The 18,134-nt window shown below is 38.5% G+C and carries 17 protein-coding genes and 1 tRNA gene; 14 read left to right on the top strand and 4 right to left on the bottom strand.

Annotated elements, in window-relative coordinates; all coding sequences use genetic code 11:
* Positions 1-15: 15 nt before the first annotated feature.
* Entirely contained in the window at positions 16-1,239 is a 1,224-nt protein-coding gene (locus AACZ73_RS15500) for a carboxylate--amine ligase (protein ID WP_339879219.1), read from the bottom strand.
* Between the two features lie 595 nt (positions 1,240-1,834).
* On the opposite strand from AACZ73_RS15500, the gene AACZ73_RS15495 reads away from it, so the two are divergent.
* From AACZ73_RS15495 to AACZ73_RS15460, 8 genes are all read left to right on the top strand, one after another.
* A complete protein-coding gene (locus AACZ73_RS15495; protein ID WP_339879218.1) occupies positions 1,835-2,176 on the top strand; it encodes a YciI family protein in 342 nt (113 codons plus the stop codon).
* 35 nt (positions 2,177-2,211) lie between these two features.
* A complete protein-coding gene (locus AACZ73_RS15490; RefSeq protein WP_339879217.1) occupies positions 2,212-3,441 on the top strand; it encodes a sigma-70 family RNA polymerase sigma factor in 1,230 nt (409 codons plus the stop codon).
* A 406-nt stretch (positions 3,442-3,847) separates the two neighbouring features.
* A complete protein-coding gene (locus tag AACZ73_RS15485) occupies positions 3,848-4,930 on the top strand; it encodes an ATP-binding protein (RefSeq protein WP_339879215.1) in 1,083 nt (360 codons plus the stop codon).
* A complete protein-coding gene (locus AACZ73_RS15480) occupies positions 4,923-5,600 on the top strand; it encodes a response regulator transcription factor (protein WP_339879214.1) in 678 nt (225 codons plus the stop codon). Before AACZ73_RS15485 ends, AACZ73_RS15480 begins: the two co-directional genes overlap by 8 nt.
* Positions 5,601-5,689: 89 nt before the next feature.
* Positions 5,690-5,863, top strand: a complete 174-nt coding sequence (locus AACZ73_RS15475; RefSeq protein ID WP_339879212.1) for a hypothetical protein — start codon at positions 5,690-5,692, stop codon at positions 5,861-5,863.
* Positions 5,864-5,865: 2 nt separating this feature from the next.
* A complete protein-coding gene (locus tag AACZ73_RS15470) occupies positions 5,866-7,260 on the top strand; it encodes a potassium transporter TrkG (protein WP_339879211.1) in 1,395 nt (464 codons plus the stop codon).
* Between the two features lie 384 nt (positions 7,261-7,644).
* On the top strand, positions 7,645-8,778 hold the full coding sequence (locus AACZ73_RS15465) for a hypothetical protein (protein WP_339879210.1): 1,134 nt from the start codon (positions 7,645-7,647) through the stop codon (positions 8,776-8,778).
* Between the two features lie 160 nt (positions 8,779-8,938).
* Positions 8,939-10,171 (top strand): alkaline phosphatase family protein, encoded by a 1,233-nt coding sequence (locus AACZ73_RS15460; RefSeq protein ID WP_339879208.1) that lies wholly within the window; start codon positions 8,939-8,941, stop codon positions 10,169-10,171.
* 182 nt (positions 10,172-10,353) lie between these two features.
* Here AACZ73_RS15460 and AACZ73_RS15455 read toward each other — a convergent pair.
* Both AACZ73_RS15455 and sucC read right to left on the bottom strand, forming a co-directional pair.
* Positions 10,354-10,427: transfer RNA gene (locus tag AACZ73_RS15455), tRNA-Arg, on the bottom strand.
* A gap of 41 nt (positions 10,428-10,468) precedes the next feature.
* Positions 10,469-11,683, bottom strand: coding sequence for an ADP-forming succinate--CoA ligase subunit beta (gene sucC / locus AACZ73_RS15450; RefSeq protein WP_339879207.1), 1,215 nt, complete (start codon positions 11,681-11,683; stop codon positions 10,469-10,471).
* A 258-nt stretch (positions 11,684-11,941) separates the two neighbouring features.
* Between sucC and AACZ73_RS15445 the strand changes: the two genes are divergently transcribed.
* Complete coding sequence (locus AACZ73_RS15445) at positions 11,942-12,592, top strand: ABC transporter ATP-binding protein (RefSeq protein ID WP_339879206.1); 651 nt, start codon at positions 11,942-11,944, stop codon at positions 12,590-12,592.
* Between the two features lie 273 nt (positions 12,593-12,865).
* Here the strand turns inward: AACZ73_RS15445 and AACZ73_RS15440 are convergent, their stop codons facing one another.
* Positions 12,866-13,387, bottom strand: a complete 522-nt coding sequence (locus AACZ73_RS15440) for a peroxiredoxin (protein WP_339879205.1) — start codon at positions 13,385-13,387, stop codon at positions 12,866-12,868.
* Between the two features lie 72 nt (positions 13,388-13,459).
* Here AACZ73_RS15440 and AACZ73_RS15435 point away from each other — a divergent pair, with 72 nt between their 5' ends.
* The 5 genes from AACZ73_RS15435 to AACZ73_RS15415 all read left to right on the top strand — a co-directional run bounded on the left by AACZ73_RS15435 (position 13,460) and on the right by AACZ73_RS15415 (position 17,914).
* Complete coding sequence (locus AACZ73_RS15435) at positions 13,460-14,275, top strand: DMT family transporter (protein WP_339879410.1); 816 nt, start codon at positions 13,460-13,462, stop codon at positions 14,273-14,275.
* A 53-nt stretch (positions 14,276-14,328) separates the two neighbouring features.
* The gene (locus AACZ73_RS15430; RefSeq protein ID WP_339879204.1) at positions 14,329-15,825 is read left to right on the top strand and encodes a nicotinate phosphoribosyltransferase; all 1,497 of its coding nucleotides are present in this window, start codon (positions 14,329-14,331) and stop codon (positions 15,823-15,825) included.
* Positions 15,803-16,450, top strand: a complete 648-nt coding sequence (gene pncA / locus AACZ73_RS15425) for a bifunctional nicotinamidase/pyrazinamidase (protein ID WP_339879203.1) — start codon at positions 15,803-15,805, stop codon at positions 16,448-16,450. The genes AACZ73_RS15430 and pncA overlap by 23 nt, the downstream gene beginning before the upstream one ends.
* Positions 16,437-16,952, top strand: a complete 516-nt coding sequence (locus AACZ73_RS15420) for an acyl-CoA thioesterase (protein WP_339879202.1) — start codon at positions 16,437-16,439, stop codon at positions 16,950-16,952. The genes pncA and AACZ73_RS15420 overlap by 14 nt, the downstream gene beginning before the upstream one ends.
* A 374-nt stretch (positions 16,953-17,326) precedes the next feature.
* A complete protein-coding gene (locus AACZ73_RS15415) occupies positions 17,327-17,914 on the top strand; it encodes a hypothetical protein (protein WP_339879200.1) in 588 nt (195 codons plus the stop codon).
* Positions 17,915-18,134: the final 220 nt, after the last annotated feature.

Below are 18,134 nucleotides of genomic sequence, written 5' to 3'. Positions count from 1 at the left end.
TTATTACTTTAAAATTTATACGTAAAACTCTTCTTCCTCGTAATGCTTCAGCAACTCAGTCATACGATCTGGGTCTTCTCCTTTAAAGTTGATAGTACCAAAGTGATTTCCAAAACCATCCCGATCTGCACTTAGCTTTTGACCTTCGTAGGGAGCGATAAGCGTATGCTCGACAAAGTAGGGCTCATTATTCAGTGATTCTGGGATTTCAAGCTTGGAAAACTGCCGCTTGTGAGGATAAATCATCACATTTCCATGGTAGTTTTTGGGCTTAAAATCTTTGGCAGGGAAGATTTCATCCAATTCCTCCTCAGTTGCATTAGGATCGTGACTGATCACAAATGCCGCTAATGCATCAAATTCGTAGGACTTTGAACATAATTCTAAAATATGTCCTCCTGGGATTCTGCAGGCAGTTTCTCCAAAGTTGAGTTCATCCTTATCTGTCAAGAACCACTCTGGGTGTACCATTCCATATTCAATTCCGAAGATGTCCACCATTTTTTGAACTTCTTTGTGGATTAAATCACGCTTGCTTTCCAGGTATTTTCCTTCGGGAATGAAATTGGAATATCCGAGCTTTACATATTCTGTAATATTCAGAAATCGAATTTTTCCTTTATTGATAAATGCCTCACAGGAGAACTCACGCCCAGGAAGATGGCTTTCTGCCAAACATGGGAAATCACTGTCCTCACATTTTTCATCCACATCGCTCATTGAGCGTAGGAGTCTGTGTCCGACAGTGCCTGCAGAAGCAAAAGGTTTGATGTGTACCCAGCTATCCTCTTCTCCATCTAGCTGAAGGTTTGCTTGATTAAGTCGCTTCATAAAGGCTTTGACACCTTCCTTATTAAATACTTCCTCAAAAAGCCCAACTCGTAAACCTCCGATAAGCGCTTTTCGCTTCATCATGGCTTTGTTTCGGAATAAAAATGCTCTGTTGAGTACACGTGGATCACCCCGATAAATGGAGTTAAGTGCTCCTGCCCATTCCACCGTTTCTTCATAAAGTGGCACAGCCACATCCACATCAAAAGCTTTTAACTTTTCAAATAGATCGATTGAGTTTGAAGTATCACTCCACTCGTCCAATGGATAGGAAACGAAAGGAATATTATTTTCTGCTGCGTAGGGTTCAAAATCTGAAAAGGAAACTACTACAAAAGGTCTTCCGGTCTTCTGCATACTTTCAATTACCGGTAAACTCCATCCTATTAATGCGAAACATTTAGCCATTATACTTTTAAGGTTTAGGGTTAAAAATCTTTTAAAATCTGGTGCCTCGAGCAACACGGGAAATGTTAAGGGAAATGGACAGAACTGTCGAATAGATCACGGCACGCACTAATACAAGGGTGCTAAGTGGAAGATCGTTCCATCTATTTTCAATCCCTTCGCTGAGTGCAGAATTTTCTTGGAATATTAGAATTGAATGGAGCTAACGCATCAAATTCGTAATATTTCAGGACGACAGCTAGCAATTAAAGTAGTGGAAACTTGAGTTGATAGGATTTTCTCCGTTGACGGGTCATTAGAATCCCAAGCTTTGATTAATAATAGTTGGCCTACATAATCAGATTGTCTTTTATTTTGAGTCTGGAAAGTGTAGTAGTTGTTCTCAGCATAGGATTCTGAGCCACAATCCATCCTCCTTTTCTTCCTTCCCGGCAATTTGCCTCTTCTCTAAAAACTTCCGAAAGAGATTTTCTTAATGCTCAGCCTTTCAATGAAAAAGATTTGACAGATAAAATTTTTTAAACAATTATGTCCAATTCAGCCAGTCTGGATTGTTATTGAAGTATAAAACAAATATTCACTAACGGTTAAAAAAATGAAAGAATTCATTCTTATTTTCAGACACGAAAATGCAAATGGGAAAGTATCACCAGAGCAAATGCAACAATGGATGAAACAGCAAAAGGATTGGGTGGATAGCATTGCTGCCCAAAACAAATTTATTGGCGGAACAGGACTGCTTTTTGATGATGCAAAAGTTGTTGACCATAACAAAATGGTTACAAATGGCCCGTTCGGGGACATTAAGGAAACCCTTGGCGGTTATATTACGGTTAGAGCAGAATCAGCAAATGAAGCTGCCGAATTTGCGAAAGGATCGCCTGTTCTGCAAGGCGAGGGAAACACCGTTGAAGTAAGACAAATAGTTACCCACTAAACTCTACCAACAAGCCCCTGAATTGGGGCTTTTTTATGGAAAGAAATGACATCATATCAAACTTGTTTAGATCAGAGTTCTCCAAAATAGTTTCTGTACTTTCCAATATATTTGGCATCGATCATATTGAAATTGCTGAAGACATTGCGAGCGAAACTTTTCTAACAGCAATGGAAACATGGCCATATAAAGGCATCCCCAAAAACCCTTCAGCTTGGCTTTTGGAGGTAGCAAAAAACAAGGCTAAAAATCATTTTACAAGAAACGGCATATTTAGGGATAAAATTGCAAAGCAATTGCAAGAAAATGGGATAGAAGATCTCAGCATTGACCTTTCCGATAAAAATATTGCTGACAGTCAATTGCAAATGTTGTTCGCTGTTTGTCACCCAACCATTTCAGAAAAATCACAAATCAGTTTAGCTTTAAGGATACTATGTGGTTTCGGAATAGATGAAATTGCTGATGCTTTTTTGACTAATAAAGAAACCATTAACAAAAGGATTCATAGAGCAAAGGAAAAGTTAAGGTCAGAAAACATACCAATGGAAATTCCATCGAACGACTATATGGTATCCAGATTGGATTCTGTTTTACGGACAATATATTTATTATTTAATGAAGGGTATTATTCCGAAAGCAGTAGTACTTTGGTAAGAAAGGAACTTTGTCTTGAAGCGATGAATTTAAATTATCTTTTGCTTCAAAACTCCCGTACAAATACCCATTTTTCCAATTCCCTGATGTCGCTGATATGCTTTCATTCCTCTCGATTAGAAGCTAGGCTAACGGATAGTGGTGAAATAATCCTTTATCAAGACCAGGACGAAAAAATTTGGAACACAGAACTAGTTGAAAAAGGATTCTACTATTTACAACAGGCATCGAAATGGGAGACTGTCTCAAAATATTACCTTGAAGCAAGCATAGCTTATTGGCATACGGTTAAAAAGGACTCTAAAGAAAAATGGGAAAGCATTTTTAAACTGTACAATATTTTATTGAAAATCGATTATACACCTATTGCAGATTTAAACAGAATATTTGCTCTTTCAAAAATCGAAGGAAACGAAAGTGCATTAGCAGAAGCCGAAAAACTTCAATTAGAATATAATCACTTCTACCATCTACTTTTAGGTGAACTATACAAAGGCTTGGACGAAAACAAAGAAAAAGATGCGTTTGATAAAGCATTGCAACTTTGCAAAACAGAAACTGAAAGAAAATCCATAAGACAGAAAATGGAGAGATTTCACAAACACTAAGAAATAGAGCCGCACAACCAATTAGATTTCACCAACACTTCTTACACTTTGAGCCACATCTCATTCTTCTTATTTACCTTCCCTGCAATCTGGCTCCTTCACTAGAATGTCTCAAGGGAGATCTTAACGCTCGGTTAGACTAGTACTCAAAACAGCTGGATTTTTAAAGTTTGGAGTGACTTTAGTAAGACCTGGATCTTACAAACACCCAATAAGCACCTGACAGAAAAAATAAGGTTGCCACGATGCCGAATCATTTTTAACAAACCATATTGGCACATTTGCTTACGCATACCATACTAGACGATTTACAGCAAAACCGAATAAGGCAACCTCGCCAATGCCTAGGTGACTGACATCTTTACAAAATCTTTATATATCAATACCTAACTTTGAAACAAAAATTTTGGACTTACTAAGAACAAGAAAATACAGTAAGAATAACCAATACATAATAAGCGTATTGCTTATTGTGATAACTGCTGTTTTGTCTTTTTTTGCCGTTGACTATATTGGATACAGAGCAATAGCACTCATACTATTAGTAGTCGTCTCAATAAATGCAATTCTATTTGATATTTTTCCAGTGTTGCTTTCTGCATTATTAAGTGCATTGATATGGAATTTCTGTTTTATTCCGCCGACACTTACTTTACACATAGGCACTCCCGAAGACGGTCTTATGTTCCTGATGTATTTCGTCATTGCTTCTATCAATGCTGTTTTGACCTATAAAATCAGAGAGGTAGAACGAAAGGAACGAGACGAAGAAGAAAAGGTAAAAGCAATAAAATTGTATAATACCTTACTCAACTCTCTTTCACACGAATTGAGAACGCCAATTTCAACAATTATCGGAGCCATCGACACCATTAAGGACAATAAAACTATACTATCCGACAAGAACCGAAATGAATTATATTCTGAAATTGAAATTGCAGGTTTTCGTTTAAACAGACAGGTTGAAAATCTGTTGAGTATGAGTCGGCTAGAAGCAGGTTTTATTCAGCCTAAAAACGATTGGTGTGATTTAAACGAAGTTATTTTTACTGTAATAAAGGACACCAAGGATGAAGCAAACAATCACAAAATTGAATTCAGTCCTAACGAAAATTTACCCTTGTTTAAATTGGACAGCGGACTGATTGAGCAAATACTTTATAATTTAATTCACAACGCGCTACAGTATACAACTGAAAATTCTACGATAAAAATTGAAGCCAATAACAGCGATTCAAATTGCATCATTCAAATCACAGATAATGGCCAAGGATTTCCTGAAAATGAGATTGATTTTGTCTTTGATAAGTTTTACCGGTTGAACAAAACCGCAACTGGCGGAACAGGTTTGGGGCTTTCCATTGTAAAAGGCTTTACTGCAGCAATGAACGGAAAGATATATCTAGAAAATGTACCGGAGGGCGGTGCGAAGTTTACTGTGGAGTTTCCTTGTGAATTTTTACCAAACACCAACTTGGAAAATGAATAAGGCAGAAATACTCATCATAGATGATGAGCCGCAAATAAGAAAGTTGCTTCAAATAAACTTGGAGAGCAATGGTTATAATGTAGTTCAGGCCAGCACAGGAAAAGAGGGGTTGATTTTTTCTGCAAATCATCCACCTGACTTGATTTTACTTGACATTGGATTGCCCGATAAAAGCGGACACGAAATTTTAAAAGAACTGAGGGAATGGTACAACAAGCCGATAATCATTCTGTCGGTGCAAGACAATGAACTTGACATCGTTTCGGCATTAGACAACGGTGCAACCGATTATTTAACCAAACCATTCCGCACTGGGGAATTATTGGCAAGAATCCGTTCGGCCATCAGGAGAAGTCAGCACACGGAAAACAGATCAACCATCAGTTGCGGAGATATTAAAATTGATTTGATTTCCCGAATTGTGAAACGAAAGGGAGAAACGATTAAACTTACTTCAACTGAATATAATCTGCTGGCACTTTTTGCCAAGAATGAAGGCAAGGTTTTGACACATCAATATATTTTAAAAGAAATTTGGGGTTATAGCTACCAAAATGAAACACAGTATTTGCGTGTATTTGTCGGGACAATCCGTAAAAAGCTGGAAGACAACCCCAACCACCCACAGCATATTATCACTGAAAGTGGCATTGGATATAGATTTGAATAGTCTTTATAAAATCTTTATATAAGGCCGTTAAACCTTGATTTTTTGCTTATCCCTTTCAACTGACCTTTGTAGCATCAAAATGTTACAAAATGAAATGGGATTTTTTTATGATGGAGAAAGCAGTAAACCTTACCAACCTTTTCAGGATTGGCTTAAAGGACATCAGTCAGTTGATTATTGCGACTATTATCATGATGGTTTTCGGAACTGCTGTTTATCTCTGCTTCAAATACTTTCCATTTCTAAATTTCAAATCAATCTAAAAATGGAACAAGTACACAAGTTACACAATGGCTATGGCAATAAATCAAAGTCAAATAAATGGTATCCGCTAATAAAACGATACCGAAAATTTCAATTATCCCTCTCACCTCAACAAAATTTGCTGTATGGTTTTTTGACGTACACTTTCATAGGTTGGCTTCTTTTATGCATTCCACTTTTTCATAAACAAGCCGTTTCTGCTCTGGATAGTTTGTTTATAGCAACCTCTGCCATTTCCACAACAGGGTTGGTAACGGTCAGTCTATTTGATACATACAACTGGTTCGGTCAGTTCGTAATCATGGCCCTCATCCAAATAGGCGGAATCGGGTATATGACTTTTACCTCGTTTGTATTACTCTCAAAAAAAAGCCCGCTGACCCATTGGCACCAGCGTGTATTGGGTGCGGAATTTACAATGCCAAAAGGTTTTGAAATCAAGGATTTTTTAAAGTCAGTGATCATCTTTACAATACTTATTGAAGCCATAGGAGCATTATTCCTTTACATTGCGTTTACACGGGCTGACATTGAACCAAATTTCGCTGTCTGGAGCAGTATCTTCCATAGTGTTTCCGCATTTTGTACTGCAGGCTTCGGGTTATACAATGACAGTTTTGAGCAGTTCGCAGACAACACGTTCATCAATGTCATACTTTCAGTTTTGTCAATTTGCGGCTCGTTGGGTTTTATTGTAGTAACCGACTTTTGGAACAAGATCTCAGGGAAAACCAAAGAGGTAACATTCACCACTAAAACCATTTTTGCCGTAATCTTTTTGCTTCTTACAGTTGGCACATTGATGATTTACTTTTTTGAGCCTTCTATAGATCATCTGGTAGAGAATAAATGGATGGCTTCCTTTTTTCAGTCAATGACGGCTCTCACAACAGTTGGATTTAATACTGTTCCGTTGGGCAGCTTCTCGTTAGCTGTTATGCTAGTGCTCATTTTTTTGATGTATGTTGGGGCATCACCATCGGGAACTGGCGGGGGTATGAAGTCCACCACATTAACTGCTCTAATTGCAATCATGTGGAATAGGATTAGGAACAACAAACAGGTAACATTTTTCGGAAAAGTGATCCCTCTTGAACGGCTGTACGTGGCGACTTCCGTCTTTATCCTTTATGCTTCGGTGATTTTTATTTCCACTTTTCTATTGGCAATGACTGAAGATTTGCCTTTGGATAAAATTCTTTTTGAAACTACATCAGCCATCGGAACAGTGGGCTTAAGCACAGGTATAACAGGATACCTCACACCCTGGGGAAAATTGACGCTGATTTTTGTGATGTTTGTGGGACGTTTAGGCGTATTGACATTTGGCATAGCCATTCTTGCCAGAAGAAAAGGAATTAGTACAACAGCAGATGAAGGCGACTTGGCAGTTTAAAATAGGGATGGTGTTGAGTTTGTTAAGTTTTAAATTATCTATACAAACGGATAATAGTTGACATCAAAAACACACTCTGACTATTTTGGATTTGCTGAGGTTTTCTAACTGTATGATTTTAACCGAACACAAGGCGCAGAACGAAAAGCGTTTTTATTCATTACAATCAACTAAACAGGTTTAACCTTAATTTGAAATTTATAAGATTAGTTTTGGAGCTGTTAAAATACAGAATCAATATTGCTGTGCAACATCAATGACTGTAGGTAATCTTCCTATACGGGCTATTTTATCAAATGAGCTTGACTAAGAACTGATTTTATACAAAAATCCCTTTACTTTATAGTTATCAATTCTTTTTGAATTTCATAAACCCATTTCCTAATGAAAAGAGCTTTTCAATCCTTCTACTTTCTTCTGTTCTTTTTAATCACTTTTTCTGTAGAATGCCAAATTAGCCTTTCTAAAGTAAGTTCATTCCAGATCAACTCTTTGTTGGACGTTTCTATAGTGGATTATTCTCCGAAGAATGACCTTTATTTGGGATTTATCAATTCTCCCAAAGGGGAAAGAATTGTTTTGATAGATCAAAATGGAAAAATCATAGCTAATGAACGGCTGCAGGGAGAAGGACCCAACCAGTATGTTTCCCACTTAAACTGCATGGGATTTTCTGAAGACGGGAACATTTGGCTTCAAACAGTAACTCATTTATTTCGTTATGACACATCCCTTCAAAAATTGGAACGGATTCCCTTTCAATCAAGTGTAAAACTTCAGATATATGGAAGAAAGGAAGTTTTTCCATTTTTTAATCAAAGTGGTCAAGATGCTTTATTTTCCTTCATTACAAACCCTTCGGGTTCTAATTCCTATGTGCCGAATGCTCCTTTTAATAAGGATTTAATTGAAATTTTTAATGTTGGAGAACAAAGAATAAAACGTATAGCTCCTGTTTCGGACAGATCCATTTCCAGCAAATTGGATGAATCACTCCAAAGTTCTATGTATTTTATTGTTTACGCTGTGGACAGAAATAAGCAAAAACTTTATCTAACCTCCAGAATGGATAATGAAATAACCGTTTATGATTTAAATTCAGGGAGATTGGATTCTAGAATAAATATCCGTCATGGAGATTTTGATCTTTTAAATCAAAATTCAATTTCCGTTAAAGATCTGAAATCTAGTGGAAGAGAATTTTTAAGCTCTAGAAATCATAAAATATATTCATTGAAGGGAGGCCTGGTTGCATTAGATTATGTGACTGAAATCCCAGAGGGGATATTTCAACAAAAAAAGATGATGGATCCAAAGTACTCCAATATAATGGATCCTGATTATCATAAATTGATATTTTTTGATTTAGAGAAACAGTTGACTGATGATATTTCTGTGCCGAAAAATGGAGAATTAAGGGCTGTACTTCCGGGACAAAAACTTTTATTCAAGATAATTGATCCTGAAGTAGAAGAAGATTTTATTACCTATGAGGTGTATCAGGCTGTCAGAAAATAATTTTTAAATATCAATTGAAATATATAAGCTAGGGAAGTATGAGTACAGGATGTAAGGTTAGGGGCGAATCAACATTCACCCAATTGGAAATGGCTTGATGCGAAAGATCAGGCCATTTTTGTGGAATAAGAATTACAGATAAATGATAATCCATTTAAAAATGAAAAGAATTGTATTGGCTGCTGTTTTGACCTTCTTTGCAGCTCAGGGATACGCTCAAAAAAACGTGAAGAAAGTACTGTTTGTGATTGTCGATGGAATTCCTGCTGATGTCATAGATACAGTTGCTACCCCAAATATTGATAAGATAAGTGCTGTGGGAGGATTTACAATAGCTAGTATGGGAGGGGAAGTTGGAGGTTATTCCGAAACGCCTACTATTTCAGCCGTTGGCTATAATTCTCTTTTGATAGGCGTTTGGGCTAATAAACACAATGTTTGGGACAATGATATAGAAGCTCCCAATTATAATTATCAGACAATTTTCCGGATGCTCAAAGAATCCGATCCTACCAAGAAGACCGCAATTTTCTCTACTTGGCTTGACAATCGGACCAAATTGGTAGGTGCCAACTTGCCCGAAACGGAAAGGTTTGCCTTTGACTATTTCTTTGATGGGATGGAGTTGGATACACTAAATTTTCCTCATGACAAGGATAAGATGTATATCCATAATATCGATGAGGAAGTTTCCAAAGATGCCGCACGCTATATCTCTACCGAAAGTCCCGATCTTTCCTGGATGTACTTGGAATATTCTGATGACATGGGACATAAGTTTGGAAACAGCCCTCAGATGGTAGATGGATTGCAAAAAGTAGATGAACAGATTGGCCGGGTTTGGGAAGCTATCCAATACCGGGAAAAGAAATATAAGGAAGATTGGCTGATAATAATCACTACTGATCATGGAAGAACAGAAGATGGGTTCGGTCACGGTGGACATAGTGATAGAGAACGTGCCACTTGGATAGTTACCAATTCTAAAAACACTAATTCCCATTTCAGGCAGACACCTGAAATGGTGGACATTCTGCCTTCCATTGCCCATCACTTGGGGTTAAGTATTCCAAAGAAAATAGCCATGGAATTGGACGGTACACCATTTATCGGTCCTGTGGCTGCCACTGATCTTAAAGCTGAATTGAAAAATGGAGGGATATCCATGACTTGGAAAGCTCTATCCAACGGGCAGAATGGCAGAGTTTGGATAGCTACAACCAACCATTTTAAAACCGGCGGATTGGACAATTATTGGTTAGTAGGTGAGGTCTCTTTAGGTGAGGGCAAAATGAATTTCCCATTAAACGGTATAGAATCTGAAATTTTTAAAGTAGTACTGGAAACTCCTTCAGGCTACCTGAATTATTGGATTCTTAACCCAAGAAATTAGAGTTGTTGGGAGAATTTTGAGATTTAGGGCACAAAAAAACCTGTAAAGAATTTCTCTACAGGTTTTTAATAAATCTTACTAAATCAATACGATAACGAACTTGATTTTTCAGCAATTACATACTGGATTTTTTAACTTTCAAGAAGTTATCATACTGAAACCAGGCTTCTCCTAGTTATATGTGCGCTCGGAAGGATTCGAACCCTCAACCCTCAGAGCCGAAATCTGATATTCTATCCAGTTGAACTACGAGCGCGGAATGTACTGAAGAGAAATCTTCAGTACAGGTTTAATAATTTAAGCTTCGAGTACAGATTGTACTTTGTCAGCAGCTTCTTTCAGCGTGATAGCAGAGAATACTTTCAATCCTGAATCGTCAATGATTTTAGCTCCTTCTGCAGCATTTGTTCCTTGTAATCTTACGATGATAGGAACTCTGATGTCTCCGATAGATTTGTAGGCTTCCACCACACCACTTGCGATTCTGTCACATCTTACGATACCACCGAATACGTTGATTAGTATGGCTTTTACATTAGGATCCTGAAGGATTATTCTGAAGCCTGCCTCAACAGTAGTAGCATTAGCCCCTCCTCCCACATCTAGGAAGTTAGCAGGTTCGCCACCTACCAATTTGATCATGTCCATAGTAGCCATCGCAAGACCAGCTCCGTTCACCATGCAACCTACGTTTCCGTCAAGTTTCACATAATTCAAACCTGATTCTCCAGCTTCTACTTCCAATGGATCTTCTTCAGCCACATCTCTCAATGCTGCCAATCCTTTTTGTCTGTACAACGCGTTATCGTCGATATTTACTTTAGCATCTACTGCCAAAATCTTATCATCAGACGTTTTCAATACTGGGTTGATCTCAAACTGAGAAGAGTCCGTTCCTTCGTAAGCATTGTAAAGAGCCGTGATGAATTTCACCATTTCTTTGAATGCAGTACCTGAAAGACCTAGGCCAAAAGCTACTTTTCTAGCTTGGAAAGGCTGAAGACCAACTTTAGGGTCTATCCATTCTTTCATGATTTTCTCAGGAGAGTTTTCAGCAACTTCTTCGATGTCCATACCACCTTCGGTAGAGGCCATGATTACATTGCTACCTGTAGCTCTATCCAAAAGGATAGATAAGTAATATTCTTTGGGTTCAGAAGCACCTGGATAATAAACATCCTCCGCTATCAAAACCTTATTTACAACTTTACCTTCTGGTCCCGTCTGGTGAGTAACCAAGGTGCCGCCAAGGATATTTTTAGCTTTTTCAGCGACATCGTCTAATTTCTTTGCAAGAACCACTCCGTTCGAACCAGTTTCATTGACTTTGCCTTTTCCACGACCACCTGCGTGAATTTGAGCTTTGATCACATACCAGCTAGTACCGGTTTGCTCATTCAACTTAACGGCTGCTTCATGAGCTGCTTCAGGTGTGTCGGCGACTATACCTTCCTGAATACGGACTCCGTAACCTTTTAATACTTCTTTAGCCTGATATTCGTGAATATTCATGTGTGTATGATTTTTTTCTCAAATGTCACAACCTGTCCCGTGACCAAGGAAACGGGATGGAATCTTGCATCGTTGGGTTTGTAGCCCTTGCGACTTTTCAGTCATGCCCGATTTCATCCTTTGGAAATTTTTGCTCGAAGTTAAGTCCTAAGACTCGATAAATCAAACCTGAGTTTTTCCTTTTTACTTAAAAAAAGCCTTTAATTTCCCAATTAGATAGGCATATGTTCTATTTTTGAACTGATTAAAAAAGTTAGCATGCTGAAAGCCAACGGAATCCATAAATCCTATGGAAGCCTTCAAGTATTAAAGGGAGTAGATCTAGAAATTTTAACTTCTGAAATTGTTTCCATAGTCGGCTCCTCAGGAGCTGGTAAGAGTACTTTACTTCATATTCTCGGGACTTTAGATCAGCCCGATCAGGGATCTTTGGAGATGGATGGTAAAAAACTCCTGAATCTAAAAGGAGATGACTTGGCAAAATTCAGGAATGAGCGAATTGGTTTTATTTTTCAGTTTCATAACCTGCTACCAGAATTTACAGCTCAGGAGAATATTATGATTCCGGGCTTGATAGGGAAAACGAGTCCTGAGAAATTGAACAAGAAATCCGGTGAATTGGCAGAGCTGCTTGGAATTTCCCATAGACTGGATCACAAGCCCTCTACACTTTCCGGAGGAGAGCAGCAAAGAGTAGCTGTGGCCAGAGCTTTGATTAACAGTCCAGCAGTTGTTTTCGCAGACGAGCCCAGTGGAAATTTGGATACTCAAAATGCCAGAGGGTTGCATGAATTGTTTTTTACGCTCCGCAAAGAATTAGGACAGGCATTCGTAATCGTCACCCACAATGAAGAGCTGGCCGCCATGGCTGATCGGAAAGTGGTGATGAAGGATGGGTTGATTTTATAAGATTTTAGACGCTAGATTCAAGACATTAGAGTAGAAGGGGAGATTCGAGAACAGGAGAAAAGAGATTGGTGATTTAATTTCTTTTTTACTTAACTGTTTAAACCTGTCACTGTCAGGCTGAGTAGAGTCGCAGCCTAATATAGTCCTATGCTATTTCAAAATTAAGCTTAAACTGACCCTTCGACTTCGCTCAGGGTGACAGATAATGCGTTTAGGTTGACAAATAGAAGTATATCAAACGTTGCGCCTCCGCGCCGCTCCAAGCATTAAAACCTACTTCTTTATACTCTTCAACATACTTTCGATATGTCCCTTTGACTCAAACATGTCCGAAAACACAGCTGCAATCTTATGATCCTTATCTATCAAATAGGTAATTCGCTTAGGCATTTTTATTAGGGGAATCAATGCGTCATATGCTTTGCAAACTTCACCGCTTGGATCGGACAGCAGATCAAAAGGAAGTCGATGCTCTTTCTTGAATCTTTCGTGCGTAGGTATATCATCTTTGCTTATCCCTAAAACAGGAATGTCCAGATTACGGAAAGCTTCAAATTGATCCCTGAACTCACATGCCTCAGCTGTGCACCCTTTGGTGAAATCTTTTGGGTAAAAATAAAGTATGAAGGCTTGACCTTTCAAATCCTTCGAAGAATCAATTGATTTTTCTCCTGTAGACTTCAGGTTAAATGCCGGTGCTATATTTCCTATTTTCAATGCCATAGTGTCTAGAACATAAGCCGAAAGGAATGGTTCGAAAGCCTTATAAGATTTTGTGAATAATTTTTGAACCATTAAAGGTTCAATTTCCTTAGAAAAACATCACTCTTAAAACCCATTATTTTGAAGATTAACAGTGTCCAAGCCATGCTTCTGGCTGGAATATTTTTCGCTATGATGAATGTCTCAGTAAAATACATTCCACATATTCCTGCCATAGAGATTATTGTTTTTCGATCTATTTTCTCTTTGATTTTCAGTTATTTGGTTTTGAAAAAGCAGAAGGTAAATGTTTTTGGTAACAACAAAAAATGGCTTATTATCCGTGGTGTAGTAGGTTCTATAGGTTTGATATCCTTCTTCTACACATTGCAAAATATCCCCTTGGCGAGCGCCGTCACTATCCAATATTTGTCTCCTATCTTCACTACACTTTTTGGTGTGTATCTGCTGAAAGAAAAAGTGAAACCAATCCAGTTTCTATTCTTCGCCATTTCTTTTGCGGGAGTGCTGCTTATTCAAGGAGTTGATGCCCGCGTAGATATGTTCTGGGGGACTGTTGGGATTGTTTCAGCCATATTTTCCGGCTTGGCTTACAATGTTATCCGCAAGTTGAAAAATACAGAGCATCCGCTAGTAATTATCTTCTATTTCCCGCTAGTCACCCTGCCTTTTGCACTGATCGTCTCGGCTTTTGGATGGGTGAATCCAGTAGGATGGGATTGGGCTATTCTACTGTTTATTGGCATTTGTACTCAGACAGCCCAGTATTTCTTGACCATTGCCTACCAGAATTCCGACGTATCCAAAGTGGCAAGTCTTACCTACATAGGAATTGTATATGCGTTGATATTCGGATTCTTCTTTTTTGAGGAAACGTTCCCAGCAATAGTATATGTAGGTATGGGACTTGTTTTGATTGGAATCTTGCTGAATATGCGTGTCAAGCAAGTTGCCCAATAGAATTGGACAGGAATCTAAAGCAGGTTATTTTTGAATTAAGCTAAAAATTAACAATGAAAATCACCAAAGATCTTTATCAAGGCTCACTCGCACTTTTAACAGATTTCTATCAGCTCACTATGGCTTACGCATATTGGAAATCTGGAAAAGCTGAACAGGAGGCTGTTTTCAATCTTTTCTTTCGCAAACATCCTTTTCAGGGTGGATTTACAATCACTGCAGGTTTGGATTACATAGTGGATTATTGCAAAAATTTCAAATTCAATAAGGAGGATATTGATTATCTGGCGGGGATGAAAGGCAAAGATGGACAGCCAGTTTTCGCAAAAGGATTTTTGGATTACCTCAGCGAAATGAAGTTCACCTGTGACATAGATGCAGTGGAAGAAGGAACGGTTGTTTTCCCCAATACACCTTTGGTGCGGGTAAAAGGACCTTTGATACAATGCCAGCTATTGGAAACTCCACTTCTGAATATTGTCAATTTCCAGAGTTTGATTGCAACAAAAGCCGCCCGAATCAACTTGGCTGCTCAAGGTGAGCCTGTCTTGGAATTTGGTTTGCGGAGGGCGCAAGGGATAGATGGAGGGTTGGCGGCTTCCAGGGCAGCATACATAGGAGGATGCACTTCCACCAGTAATGTCATGGCAGGTAAACTCTTTGGGATTCCGGTATCAGGAACTCACGCGCATAGCTGGATTATGTCTTTTGAGACAGAAATGGAAGCATTCGAAGCGTATGCAGATGCCTTTCCCGAACAATCCATTTTCCTTGTCGATACTTATGATACGGTCAATGGAATCAAGAATGCTATCAAGGTTGGGAATGCTTTGCGAAGTAAGGGAAAGGAAATGGTGGGCATTCGAATAGATTCCGGTGACTTGGCTTATTTCAGCAATTTAGCGCGAGAGATGCTTGACGCAGCTGGATTTCCCGAGGCAAAGATTGTAGCATCAAATGACTTGGATGAGCACATCATCACATCATTGAAAGGACAGGAGGCATCTATCAATGTGTGGGGGGTAGGTACAAAGCTGGTGACGGCATTTGACCAGCCAGCACTTGGTGGAGTATATAAATTGTCAGCCATTCGGGATGAGAAAGGTTCCTGGGTTCCAAAAGTGAAACTTTCTCAGCAATCCTTAAAAATTAATATTCCTGGCGTGCATACAGTAAAGCGGTTTTTTTCGAAGGGAAAGGCTGTCGCTGACATGATTTATTTGGAAGACCAGGAGTTGAACCCACAGGCGGCTCTGATCATTGATCCCAATGATCCAACCAGACGAAAGCGGATGATGCCGGCGTTTTATCAGGAAGAGATTTTACTTAAACCTATTTTCTCAAGTGGCAAGCTGATTTACAAATTGCCTACCATAATTCAAATAAGAGAAAGGGTACAAGCCCAGCTTGATTCATTGGATAAAACACATAAGCGGTTGGTAAATCCGCATTTGTATCCAATTGGGTTGGAAGAGAACCTTCATCAGTTAAGAATGGATTTAGTATTGAAAGCAAAACAAGTAGATAATGGCAATGAATCTGAAAAATAGTGCATTACTGATCGTAGATGTGCAAAATGACTTTTTACCAGGTGGAGCATTGGCAGTAGGTGGAGGTGAAGAAGTAATTCCTCTTATCAATGCTTTGCAGCAGCATTTCAATTTTATAGTGGCTACGCAGGACTTTCATCCCGCAGATCATGGGAGTTTTGCAGCAAATCATGAAGGGAAAAAAGTAGGGGAAGTTATAGATCTAAATGGCTTACCACAGTTTCTTTGGCCAGTTCACTGCGTGCAAGGATCTATGGGAGTCGAATTTCATGAGGAATTAAACCCAACCAATTGGACTGCAATTTTCCAAAAAGGTAAAAATTCTGAAGTTGATTCTTATTCAGGTTTCTTTGATAACGCCAGGAGAGAAGATACTGGCCTAGGTGATTTTCTACAAAATGAAGGGATCATGAATGTGTTTGTAACAGGGCTGGCCCAGGATTACTGCGTGAAATTCACTGCATTGGATTCTGTCAGTTTAGGATTCAAAACCTTCCTGATCACTGACGCTACTAAAGCAGTGAATGTGAATGTTAGCGACGAAGAAAAGGCTCTGGAAGAAATGAAAAATGCTGGAGTGGTACTTATCGAAAGCTCAGCTATACTAGACCATGTTCGAATTTAACTCAGAGAAGCATTATCCCAAGGAAACAGAAAGCAGAGTTCTGATCAGATTTCAGGACTGTGATCCTTTACGTCATTTAAACAATGCGAAGTATTTCGATTACTTTTTCAATGCACGGGAAGATCAGGTGCCAAAACTTTATGGTGTCGAGATGATGGACTTTATCAAAAAGTATCAGGCAGCCTGGGTGATTTATAACCATAACATCTCCTATGTGAAACCAGCCATGGTGGGAGAGTGGGTGCGAATAAAGAGTCGAATTATATGGCACAATCACAATACTGTTATTTTAGAATACTATATGACGGATGATAGCGAAAAGCAATTAAAAACTCTTTTGTGGACTACGATGCGCTATGTTACACTTGCTGATGGGAAATCCACTGATCATTTGGGAGCTGTAAATGATTTCCTTTTGGCAACTTCAATGAATCGGGATATTTCAAATATGGATATAAAAGACCGTGTCAAAGAGCTAAGTCTGAGCCTAAAAAATAGTTGATATAAATCAATTTCTGTCTCTTAGCGAACGATACCTGTGCACGAGCGTACAGGTTTTCATTTTTTAAAATATTTGTTTTCAAGCACTTACATTATTTCCTAAAATTAATTTTCACTAACCTATACAATAAAGTGTAACCTCAATTTTAGTGGTTAAAGCTCAAAACTGTTCGGAGATATTACAATTTTCATCTAAAATGACCACTTTCTATACAGTTTTCAGGTAGTGATTCGGTTATTTACCAAATTATATTTTTCGCAAATGTTAAATTTTGTAAATGCCTAATCCTCACAAAATGCCTTAGAAGCGGGTTTCTGGCGCTGTTGGTATGAGCTTCGCATCTAGGAGAAGCATAACTCTAAACCAACAATGTTATGAAAACCTTATTCACATTCGCACTAGCTGGACTTTTAGCGACCAGTACATTTGCATCCAATGATCTTGAAGATTTGAAGGCAAATTCATCAGTTCACACTACTTATAAGAAAATCGCTGTACATCTAAATGAAGGTGTTGGCAAAGCAAAAATTGCCATTTTAGATATGAGTGGCAAAAAGCTTCATTCAAGATCTGTCAAAGCCAAAGAGGACCTTCACATTCCTTATGATTTGAACAGTCTTCCTTGCGGCGAGTATCAGGTATTAATTTCTACGGAAGATGAAGAAGTTTCTTATATCGTTGAAACTGTGGAAAAAGAAGAACCAGCTCCTGTAGTGTATCCATTAATGGCCTACGGCAAGAAAATAAATGACTACACGATCAATCTGGTGGTAGTAGGATTAGAAGAGGCTGGCGTAGACGTCAAAATCAAAAAAGTTGTTGATAACAAGGTTGTGCACGAAGAGATTATAGATCAGCCGGAAGGCTTCCGAAAGGACTATAAATTAAACGGAATACAGCCTGAAGATGTGTACTTTCAAGTGACTGATGCAAAAGGTAGAACACGAAAAATTTACATTTGAATTCTAAACCAAGTTCTTGCTTCTAAACCCTGAATCGGAAGATTTGGGGTTTTTTATTTATTTAAGCGCAAAGGAAAACGTAAAGACCATAGCGCTGTGATTTCCTGAATCATTGGGCTTTTCTAATAGCATTACATGTTTTTACAATAAACTTAGGTAGGCGCGAAACACTTCTCGACCATTAATAAGGTGAAAATTGTAGCATTGGCAAGCTGTTAAA

The organism is uncultured Algoriphagus sp., from assembly GCF_963974835.1.
GTDB lineage: Bacteria > Bacteroidota > Bacteroidia > Cytophagales > Cyclobacteriaceae > Algoriphagus.
The sequence above is the reverse complement of the archived record's forward strand: the minus strand, read 5'-3'. Positions and strand labels throughout refer to the sequence as shown.